The sequence below is a fragment of the Winogradskyella endarachnes genome (assembly GCF_009741275.1).
Classification (GTDB): Bacteria; Bacteroidota; Bacteroidia; order Flavobacteriales; family Flavobacteriaceae; genus Winogradskyella; species Winogradskyella endarachnes.
In genome coordinates, this window is sequence record NZ_WOWS01000005.1 from 283,034 (window position 1) to 293,674 (window position 10,641).

At 32.9% G+C, this 10,641-nt stretch carries 6 protein-coding genes; 5 read left to right on the forward strand and 1 reads right to left on the reverse strand.

What is annotated here, in order from left to right; translation table 11 throughout:
* The first annotated feature begins 19 nt into the window (after positions 1 to 19).
* From GN138_RS13410 to pbpC, 5 genes are all read left to right on the forward strand, one after another.
* Complete coding sequence (locus tag GN138_RS13410; protein ID WP_157364515.1) at positions 20 to 505, forward strand: hypothetical protein; 486 nt, start codon at positions 20 to 22, stop codon at positions 503 to 505.
* Positions 506 to 709: 204 nt separating this feature from the next.
* A complete protein-coding gene (locus GN138_RS13415; protein ID WP_157364516.1) occupies positions 710 to 6,283 on the forward strand; it encodes an alpha-2-macroglobulin family protein in 5,574 nt (1,857 codons plus the stop codon).
* 293 nt (positions 6,284 to 6,576) lie between these two features.
* Positions 6,577 to 7,428 (forward strand): SH3 domain-containing protein, encoded by an 852-nt coding sequence (locus GN138_RS13420; protein WP_157364517.1) that lies wholly within the window; start codon positions 6,577 to 6,579, stop codon positions 7,426 to 7,428.
* A 104-nt stretch (positions 7,429 to 7,532) separates the two neighbouring features.
* Complete coding sequence (locus GN138_RS13425; protein WP_157364518.1) at positions 7,533 to 7,844, forward strand: antibiotic biosynthesis monooxygenase family protein; 312 nt, start codon at positions 7,533 to 7,535, stop codon at positions 7,842 to 7,844.
* A gap of 67 nt (positions 7,845 to 7,911) precedes the next feature.
* A complete protein-coding gene (gene pbpC, locus GN138_RS13430) occupies positions 7,912 to 10,218 on the forward strand; it encodes a penicillin-binding protein 1C (RefSeq protein ID WP_197429353.1) in 2,307 nt (768 codons plus the stop codon).
* 46 nt (positions 10,219 to 10,264) lie between these two features.
* On the opposite strand, the gene GN138_RS13435 is transcribed toward pbpC, so the two are convergent.
* Positions 10,265 to 10,641 (reverse strand): T9SS type B sorting domain-containing protein (locus GN138_RS13435; protein ID WP_157364520.1); only part of this gene is annotated, 377 nt, incomplete at its 5' end.

A 10,641-nucleotide genomic window follows, 5' to 3' on the forward strand; every position in this document is an offset into this window, starting at 1 on the left:
AGAAATTGCTCTAATTATAGTGTCATACTATTTTGCCAAAAATTTAGGAGAACTAGACACTTTTAGGAGTTTAAAATCCATACAAGAAGATGCTAATAGTCTTTTTCTATTAATCAATGAAGAGTTAGGGAACCCATACAAGGATATTGAAAGAGTTACTCAAAAATACAAAACTTTAGACAAACTCATAAACACAGGAAAAACATCTGATGAAATTATTGCAGTAATAAAAGCTCAAGATAGAAAAGATCCAGAATACAACATTTCAGAACGCTATATAAATTCGTTAGGTTATTATTATTTAAACACAAAGAAGCAACCAGAAGATGCTTTAAAAATCTTTAAACTCAATATAGAATTGTATCCAGAATCTTGGAACCCTTATGATAGTTATGGCGAGTGCCTTGTGCACATAGGAGATATAGAAAATGGTATTAAAAACTATAAGAAATCGCTAGAATTAAACCCAGAAAATGAGAATGCAATAAAAGAGGAAGCGCATTGAAAGGTTCGTTGTTTCATCTAATTACCTCCTTTATTCTGTAAATTTAACAACAAAATATTGTCTTCGAAGCTAAGGTTTTAATAACTTTAAGAACAATTTAACAAGAGTTAAAAATCTAAACCTATAAAAACCACAGTACTTATTTAACAAGAATGCACTTACCTTCTTTTTAAATCGTAATTTCACTCTAAATCTGTCAACGCCATGCATATCAAAAAACACATCCTCCTACTTCTTATTTCAATTTTTGCATTTTCTTGTAAAGACAAAACAGTAGAAACCGACAATATTTTTAAGTTTAGAGATTATATTAGTTACACTACCTCTGGGTTAGTTTCTGTTGCAGATCCCATAAAAATTAGCCTTGCAGATTCGGTTAGTGGCTGGGAAATTGACAAAGATTTACCAACAGACCTTATTAAAATTACACCGCATGTTCAAGGCCAATTAAAAGCCATGAATAATCACACACTACTTTTTACACCAGACGAAAATTTAGAATCTTCTACAGAATACACGGTAAATGTAAAACTTGGGGAAATTTATAAAAATATTGCTAAAGAGTTTGAAGACTATACCTTTCAATTTAAAACCATAACGCCAAGCTTTAATATTACTACTCAAAATTTACAATCTTACAATAAAGAGTGGCAATTTTTATTTGCCAATTTAAAATCTGCAGATGTTATTTCAATAGCCGAAGCAAAACAATTGGTATCAGCTTCGCAAAACTCAAAAGCTTTAAAATTGGTATGGAATGAGGAATTAGAATATTCCAAATACTTTGAGTTTAAAATTGATAGTATTAAACGTTTAGTTGAAGACAGTAAAATAGATATTTCTTGGGATGGTGCAACGATAAAGGCAGAAAATAAAGGCGAAAATTTTATAACTATTCCTGGTAAAAACAACTTTGTAATTGTTAATACAGATGTTATTCAAAGTCCAGAACAGTATCTATCACTCAACTTCTCAGACCCTTTAGTTAAGCAACAAAATTTCGCTGGTTTAGTATCGCTTCAAGGTGCTAAAAATCCTAAATTTATTGTAGATGGCAATGTACTAAAAGTTTATCCAGACACTAAGTTAGCTGGTAATATTCAAGTAGATGTATTCAAAGGCATTAAAAACACTGATGGTTTTAAACTTAAAAAACCATTTTCTGAAATTTTAACATTTGAAGAATTAAAACCAAGTGTAAGGTTAATAAATAATGGTAGTATTCTTCCAAATTCAAATAATTTAAAATTTAATTTTGAAGCCGTAAACCTAAGTAAGGTTGATGTAAGAATTATAAAAATATTTGAGGATAACGTTCTTCAATTTCTTCAAGATTACAATATTGATAGCCAAGATCAATATGCCATTAAAAAAGTAGGAAGGCGTATCGCAAAGGAAACAATAACATTAATACAAGATAAAAATCAAAATACTGGTAAATGGAAAGCCTATAGTATTGATTTATCTAAATATCTTACCGCAGATCCAGGCGCCATTTATCGTGTAGAGTTAAGCTACAAAAAAGCCTACTCTTTATACAACTGTACCTCTAACGCAGAAACTACCAACGTAGATGAAGATGATTATTACGAAGATTATTATGAAGAAGACTATTACACCTCAGAAAATTTAACAGAGGAAGAAGAAAACCTGCGCGAAGAACGTTATTGGGATAATTTAACCTACAGTTACAGAAACACAAATTACCGCTGGAGAGACAGAGACAATCCCTGTACAGATTCTTACTTTAATTACGGAAACCGTGTGGTGTCACAAAATTTAATTAGCTCAGATCTAGGCGTAATTGTAAAGCAAGGCAATGATAACAATTACTTATTTGCGGTAACAAATATATTAACTACCAATCCAGAAAGTGGTGCAAAAGTTACACTGTACAATTACCAACAACAAGCATTAGCAGATGGCACTACTAACCAAGAAGGTATTACCAAAATAGATGCTAAAAACAGAGCTGCTTTTGCTGTAGTATCTAAAGGCAATAATGTGAGTTATGTAAAGTTACACGATGGAATGTCCTTATCACTAAGTAAATTTGATGTGTCTGGTAACCGATTACAACGTGGACTTAAAGGTTATATTTATGGTGAGCGAGGCGTTTGGCGACCTGGTGATAGTTTGTTTTTAACGTTTATGCTTAATGATGTCGCAAATAAATTACCTAAACGTCATCCTGTTAAATTAGAAATTACAGATCCTGTTGGCAAGTTAGTATACAGAAAAGTTTCAATAGACAATCTTAATAATTTTTACGATTTTACAGTACCAACGTCGTCAGACTACAAAACCGGAAACTATAATGCTAAGGTTTCTGTTGGTGGTGCAACATTCTCTAAAAATTTAAAGATTGAAACAGTAAAACCAAATAGATTAAAAATTAAAATAGATTTTGAAAATGAAATCTTAACCAACAATAAACCATTACAAGGCGATTTAAACGTTACTTGGTTACATGGTGCACCCGCAAAAAATTTAAAAGCTGAAATAAAAGCAAAATTCACAACCTCTTATACAAGCTTCGATGGTTTTAAAAATTACGTTTTTAATGACCCTACAAGAACTTTTAATTCTGAAGAAACCAATGTTTTTGAAGGTAATTTAGACGAAAATGGAAACGCCATAATTAATACAAAATTAAATATTGGTAAAAACGCACCAGGTATGTTAAAAGCGCAATTCTTAGTGAGAGCTTTTGAAAATGGAGGTGATTTTTCACTAGATGCGTTCACCATGCCTTATGCACCTTATAAGAGTTTTGTAGGTCTACAATCACCAAAAGGCAACAACTACGGTTCTTTTTTTACCGACGAAAATCACACTTTTGATGTAGCAACAGTTACAGCAGATGGCAAACCTGTACAACGTAAAAACTTAGAAGTAAAAGTTTATAAAATAGAATGGCGTTGGTGGTGGAATTCCTCTTACGACAACTTATCTAGTTACGTTTCTAGTAATTACCACAGACCAGTACAGTCATTTTCTGTGAGTACAGATGCTAATGGTAAAGGAAGTTTTAAACTTAACATCCCTGAAGATGAACGAGGACGCTATTTAATTAGGGTTGTAGACCCTGTAAGTGGTCATGCCACAGGCAGAACAGCTTATTTCTATAAAAATTGGTGGTCTACAAATCCTTCTTCTAATAAAGAAGCTGCTAAAATGTTAGTATTTTCTACAGATAAAGAAAATTACAATGTTGGTGAAACTGCTAAGTTAACGTTCCCTTCTGGCTCAGAAGGCAGAGCTTTAGTGAGTATAGAAAACGGAACAGAAGTAATACAACACCAATGGGTAAAAACTACACCAGGAGAAACAACTGTTGATATCCCTGTAACACCAAATATGGCTCCAAATGTTTTTATTAACATCTCGTTATTACAACCTCATGCTATTACGTCTAACGACTTACCGATTCGTTTATATGGTGTTATACCTATGATGGTAGAAAACCCTGCCACAAAATTAGAGCCTGTTATTAATATGCCAGACGCTATACAACCAGAGCAATCTTATGAGATTAAAGTCTCCGAAAAAAATAACAAAGCAATGACTTATACCATTGCTGTTGTAGAGGAAGGCTTACTAGATTTAACACGTTTTAAAACACCAAATGCATGGAATAGTTTCTATGCACGTGAAGCTCTAGGTGTAAAAACTTGGGATATATTCGATGATGTCATTGGTGCATATTCTGGTAGTATAGATCAAGTATTTGCTATTGGTGGTGACGGAAATGCTGTTGGCGGAAAAAACAAAAAAGCCAACCGTTTTAAACCTGTAGTAACCTATTTAGGACCATTTCTTTTAGATGCCGGGAAATCTAAAACGCATCAACTAAAAATGCCAAATTATATTGGTGCTGTTAGAGCAATGGTTATTGCTGGTAATAACAAAACCGAAGCTTACGGTAATGCCGAGAAGTCGGTTCAGGTTAAAAAGCCGTTAATGGTTTTAGCTACTTTACCACGTAAATTGAGTCCTGGTGAAAAAGTTACACTTCCTGTTACCGTTTTTGCTATGGAAAAGAAAGTAAAAAATGTTAACTTATCTCTAAAGTTAAGCGACGGAATTACTGTAAAAGGCAATGCGTCTCAATCTATTCAATTTAGTAAACCAGATGAAAAAATGGTGTATTTTGAACTTGATGTCACTAAAGCAAAAGGTATTAATACGGTTGAAGTTATTGCAACAGGAAATGGTGAAAAATCCACATATAAAGTAGAGATTGATGTAGAAAACCCTAATCCATTTACTTCTAAAATTATTGACCATGAACTTGAAGCTAATGCAAAACAAACTATAGATATTTCAACCTTTGGCGTACCAGGTACAAATTCTGCAACCGTTGAATTTTCAACATTACCACCAATGGATTTTACAGGCAGATTACAATACCTAATACGTTATCCTCATGGATGTTTAGAGCAAACCACATCGAGTGTATTTCCGCAATTATTTTTAGCAGATATTTTCGATTTAACATCTAAAAAGAAAAAAGAAGTTCAAAACAATATAGAAAAAGGTATTAAACGTTTAGGCAATTTTCAGCAACCAAATGGTGGCATGAGTTATTGGATTGGAGAAAACACCGCTAATGATTGGGGAACAAGTTATGCAGGCCATTTTATGATTGAAGCTGAGAAAAAAGGGTTTGTTCTACCATTAACTTTTAAGAGTAACTGGCTAACCTACCAAAAACAAGCGGCAAGAAATTGGAGACCAAGTTATAAGGTGTACCATTCAGATTTAGCACAAGCATACCGTTTATATACTTTAGCTTTAGCTGGAAGTCCTGATTTAGCAAGCATGAATAGATTACGTGAGTTTGAAGAAATCTCTAACGAAGCCAAATGGCGACTTGCTGCTGCTTATGCTTTAGCCGGACAAAAAGAAGCAAGTGATGCTATTTCAAAAACTGCAAATATCAATTTTCAGCCACCAAGATCAAACTATTACACCTATGGTTCTGTAGATAGAAATAGAGCTATGGCATTAGAAACCATGATTATTACAGGCGATTCTAAAGTAAGAGAATTAGCAAAAACTATAGCTAAAGATTTATCTAGTGATAATTGGATGAGTACACAAACCACTGCATATAGTTTATTAGCTATGGGTAAAATGGTAATTAAAAACGGTGGAAAAGAATTAAAACTTAATTACACCATTAACGGAAAATCAGAAACCGTAGATACTAAAAACGCCATTGCACAACGTAATATTTCTGTAAATGATGGTACCAATCAATTACATATTACAAATGCAAAAGACAACTTGGTTTATGTGCGTATTTTAAACTCAGGAAAATTAAAATTAGGCGAAGAAATAGCAGAACAAAGAGGGTTTACTATATCTACAATTTACAAAGATTTACAAGGCAACAAACTAGATGTAAAAACGCTTAAACAAGGGCAAGATTTTGTAGCAACTGTTAGCATTTCTAACTTAACAAATGATTATGTTAGAGATGTAGCTTTAACTCAAATTTTCCCTTCGGGTTGGGATATTGTAAACACAAGATTTACAGATTTTGGAGATACAACAGTAAGCCAAGCGAGATATACAGATATTAGAGATGATAGAGTTAATTTTTATTTTGACATGAACAAAAAAGGCAGATATGGCACTAAAACTTTTACGGTATTACTTAATGCATCTTACTTAGGCACTTATTATTTGCCTGGTACACAAGCCGAAGCCATGTATGACAACGATTATTTGGTAAGAAATAAAGGTGAATGGATAACAGTTGAAAAGTAAGGTTGAGTGAATCTCACAGGTTTTTAAAACCTGTGAGGTCTAAAAAACAACTGACCTCAGTTCGAGTAATTCTGACTTTTTCGTCAGAATTGTATCGAGAACATCTATGTTTATCCATACAAATTTCAGGCTCTTAAAAGCTTGAAATTCAATCGAAATGACGAAATATAAAAGACTAGATACTGAAACAAGTTCAGTATAACAAAAGATTAAATAAACTAAATACTTGTCGGTCGACAGACAAGAATCCCAGAAACAAAACCGCTAATTGTTTAACTATAAATTTAAAAATTATGAAAAATTTAAAACAGATTTTAGCGATTGTAATGTTAATGAGTGTAGCATTTGTATCAGCACAGCAAACAGTTTATGTGGCTGCAGAAAGTGGATTATCTCTTAGAGATCAACCAGATATTAGTGGTAAAATGCTAAGTAAATTGGCATATGGCGAAGCAATAGGTGTTATTGAAAACACTAACAAAAACCTTGTAATTTTAGATGCCGGCAAAAAAGTAAGTGGCAATTGGGTAAAAGTTGAAACTCGCAACCATATTGGGTACGTTTTCAATGGTTATTTGTCGCCAACCAAAATTTCTAAAACCATTCGGCTTCATTTAGATAAAGTAGACGTGGAAATTAAAAATTTAGCCACTAGCGATTTTAAAAGAACACACCATTTAAAACAACAAGATTCTACCACTGTTAATGTAGACACAAATGCATCACCAGAAGGAAAACAAATTGTACTTGTAGAGAATGACTATAAACATGTAAGCATTTTTCAACTCTACGAAAATAGTATTTCTTTTATGAGCGAAAATGCACAATGCGAATCTAAAGATTGGAAACATTTTGATTCTGAATGGAAGCCTTTAAAACAAATAACGTCTAATACGTTTGAAACACTAACTTACAGTGAAAATGATTGGAAGAGCTTTATTAAAACCTCTATTAACGAATTAAATAGTGAAGTTACAGACCAATGTGGAGAAGATTGGGTAAATTATTTTAAGCAGATTAAAAACCTAAAAGATTATCCTGTTGGTATATCTACAAAACGTATATTCCTTAAAATTATACTTACGGATTACGAAGATAATATCACCGAAAAAGTCATTGAATTTAAAATGCCAAGCAGTTGTTAATCTATTATAAGACCTAATAGGTTTTAAGTCTATTAGGTCTATTTTTAGTTAATTTGAAATAAGTATCAAAGGTTTTAACAAAATTAGCTGTAATTAAAATAAACATGAATAACTTTAAACCATACTACGCTGTAATTTTTACTTCTACACAAACAGAAACCACAACTGGCTATACTGAAATGGCACATAAAATGGAAACATTAGCTAAAAAGCAAAATGGCTTTATAAGTATGGATTCTGCAAAAAACCAAATAGGAATAACTGTTAGTTATTGGAAAAGTTTAGAAGACATAAAAACTTGGAAAGCAAATGCAGAACACTTATTAGCACAACAAAAAGGACGCGAACAGTGGTATAATTGGTATAATGTAAAGATTTGTAAAGTAGAACGTGAATATCAATTTAATCTCGACTAATATTTATAGTAAACTAATTAAAACTTTGAAATTCCACAATTTCTTAAATCGACATAGGGTAAAATCAATGGTGATTTTGACACTTCTTGTTGCCTATTATTTCTGCTTACCCAAAACATTGTTTAAAGACCCAACAGCAACTGTAATTACTAGTGACTCAAACGAACTACTTGGCGCTTTAATTGCGGATGATGGCCAATGGCGATTTCCCGCCAATGATAGTGTACCAGATAAATTTAAACTATGTATTCTTCAATTTGAAGATGAATACTTCTATAAACATCCTGGCTTTAATCCTGTTTCAATATTTAAAGCTTTAAAAGGCAACTTAAATTCTGGCTCTGTAAAACGAGGCGGAAGCACATTAACACAGCAAGTTATCAGGTTATCTAGAAAAGGACAATCTAGAACTTATTTTGAAAAACTAAAAGAAATTATTCTTGCCACGAGACTAGAATTTAGGCTATCTAAAGATGAAATTTTAAATCTATACGCAAGTCATGCGCCTTTTGGAGGAAATGTTGTAGGTATTGATGCTGCTGCTTGGCGATATTTTAACCGAAATGCCAATAATTTATCTTGGGCAGAAAGCGCAACATTAGCGGTACTACCAAATGCACCTAGTTTAATTTATCCTGGTAAAAATCAAGAGCGATTACTAGACAAACGTAATCGTTTGTTGAGAAAATTATATAATAACGAGATAATTGACCAACTCACTTATGAATTATCAATAGCAGAAAGCTTACCACAAAAACCATATCCATTACCACAAATTGCACCTCATTTACTTCAAAAAGTTGCAAAAAAAAATAGAGGTGAACGTATAAAAACAACTGTAAATATTGCGTTACAAGAACAAGCAAATACCATTGTAAAACAACACTACAATCATTTAAAACAGAATGAAATCTACAACATATCTGTATTAGTTTTAGATGTAAAAACAAGAGAAGTACTTACTTATATTGGTAACTCACCAACAGATGACGCGCACCAAAAAAGTGTAGATATTGTAGATAAACCAAGAAGCACAGGTAGTATTTTAAAACCCTTTTTATATGCTGCTATGTTAGATGCTGGTGATTTATTGCCCAATACTTTAGTTGCAGATGTACCAACACAATTTGGCAGTTACCAACCCAAAAATTATAACCAAACTTACGATGGTGCTGTGCATGCCAATGAAGCCTTATCTCGCTCTCTAAATGTACCAATTGTGCGAATGCTTCAGGAGTTTGGGCTAGACCGTTTTTACCATTACCTCAAAGCACTTCAACTTAAAGATTTAAAATATAATGCTAACCATTACGGTTTATCGCTAGTGCTTGGCGGTGCAGAGAGCAACCTTTGGGATTTATGTAAAAGCTATGCTGCGCTGTCTTCAACTTTAAATCATTTTAATGAAAATTCTAGTAAGTATTATTCAAATGAATTTTGCCAACCAATTTACAAATCTGATGAGATTATTAACTTTGGAAAGCAGTCTACACAAAAGGATGTTTTTGATGCGGCTTCTATATATTTAACTTTTGAAAGTATGAAGCAAGTGAACCGTCCACAAAGTGATGAAAGTTGGGAATATTATGATTCTTCTCAAGAAATCGCCTGGAAAACCGGTACAAGTTTTGGATTTAGAGATGCTTGGGCAATTGGCACTACTAAAGATTATGTGGTTGGCGTTTGGGTTGGTAATGCAGATGGCGAAGGACGACCTGGTTTAGTTGGTGTGCAAACTGCTGCACCAATTTTATTTGATGTTTTTGATTTATTACCAAAAAGCAATTGGTTTAATCAACCTTTTGATGAAATGTTAGAGGTTAAAATATGTAAAAAAAGTGGTTATAGAGCTTCCTCTATTTGTGATGCTACAGAAATGCAATTTATACAAGCGAGCGGAAAAAAAACAGAACCTTGTCCGTTTCATAAATTAGTGCATTTAGATGTAGCAGAACGTTATCAAGTTAATTCATCTTGCGAAGCCATTTCAAATATTATCAATAAATCTTGGTTTGTTTTACCACCTTTACAAGCACATTATTTTAAGAGCAAAAATCCATATTATAAACCATTACCTCCTTTTAGAAATGATTGTGTAGAATCTTCTGGTATTTCCATGGAGTTTATATACCCAAACCAACAAAGTACTATTTATTTACCCAAAGATTTTAATGGTAAAACCAATGATTTAATCTTGAAAGTTGCGCACTCTAAGCCAGAAATAGAATTACATTGGTATATTGATAGTGAATACATTGGCAGCACAAAAGACATACACGACATGGCTGTTTTACCAAGTACTGGTGAGCACATAATTACTGTTACGGACGAATTAGGTAATAGCTTAAAACATAAGATTACAATCTTAGATTAACATTTAAAATATCAATCTGAGCACATTATTTCTCACTGCCTTTTAGTTATCTTTTTAAGGTAAAATGGGCTTTAAATTCTTTACGGATATCAGTGCCTGGTTCGTCGTATTCTACTGTAAACCAATAATCACTGGTTGGCATTAAACTACCATTATATGTTCCGTCCCAACCGCTTCCATCTGGACTCAATTGTTTCAACAGTTTTCCGTATCTGTCAAATATATAAATTTTTGCATTACTTCCAATACCTGTGATATTCCAAGTTTCATTAAATTCATCGCCATTAGGTGTAAAATATAATGGGTAATCTACGATAAACGTTGTCGCAGTCTCTGTTCCACAGCCATTCTTATCTCTGGCTATAACCTCATGTTCACCTGCTGATACATTGCTAAATACTAACGCATCTTGCCATGGTCCGC

What these genes read in the sequence shown, in the direction of transcription:
- GN138_RS13420 (WP_157364517.1), top strand. Translation starts at nt 6,577, where the DNA reads ATGAAAAATTTAAAACAGATTTTAGCGATTGTAATGTTAATGAGTGTA.
- GN138_RS13415 (WP_157364516.1), top strand. Translation starts at nt 710, where the DNA reads ATGCATATCAAAAAACACATCCTCCTACTTCTTATTTCAATTTTTGCA.
- GN138_RS13425 (WP_157364518.1), top strand. Translation starts at nt 7,533, where the DNA reads ATGAATAACTTTAAACCATACTACGCTGTAATTTTTACTTCTACACAA.
- pbpC (WP_197429353.1), top strand. Translation starts at nt 7,912, where the DNA reads ATGGTGATTTTGACACTTCTTGTTGCCTATTATTTCTGCTTACCCAAA.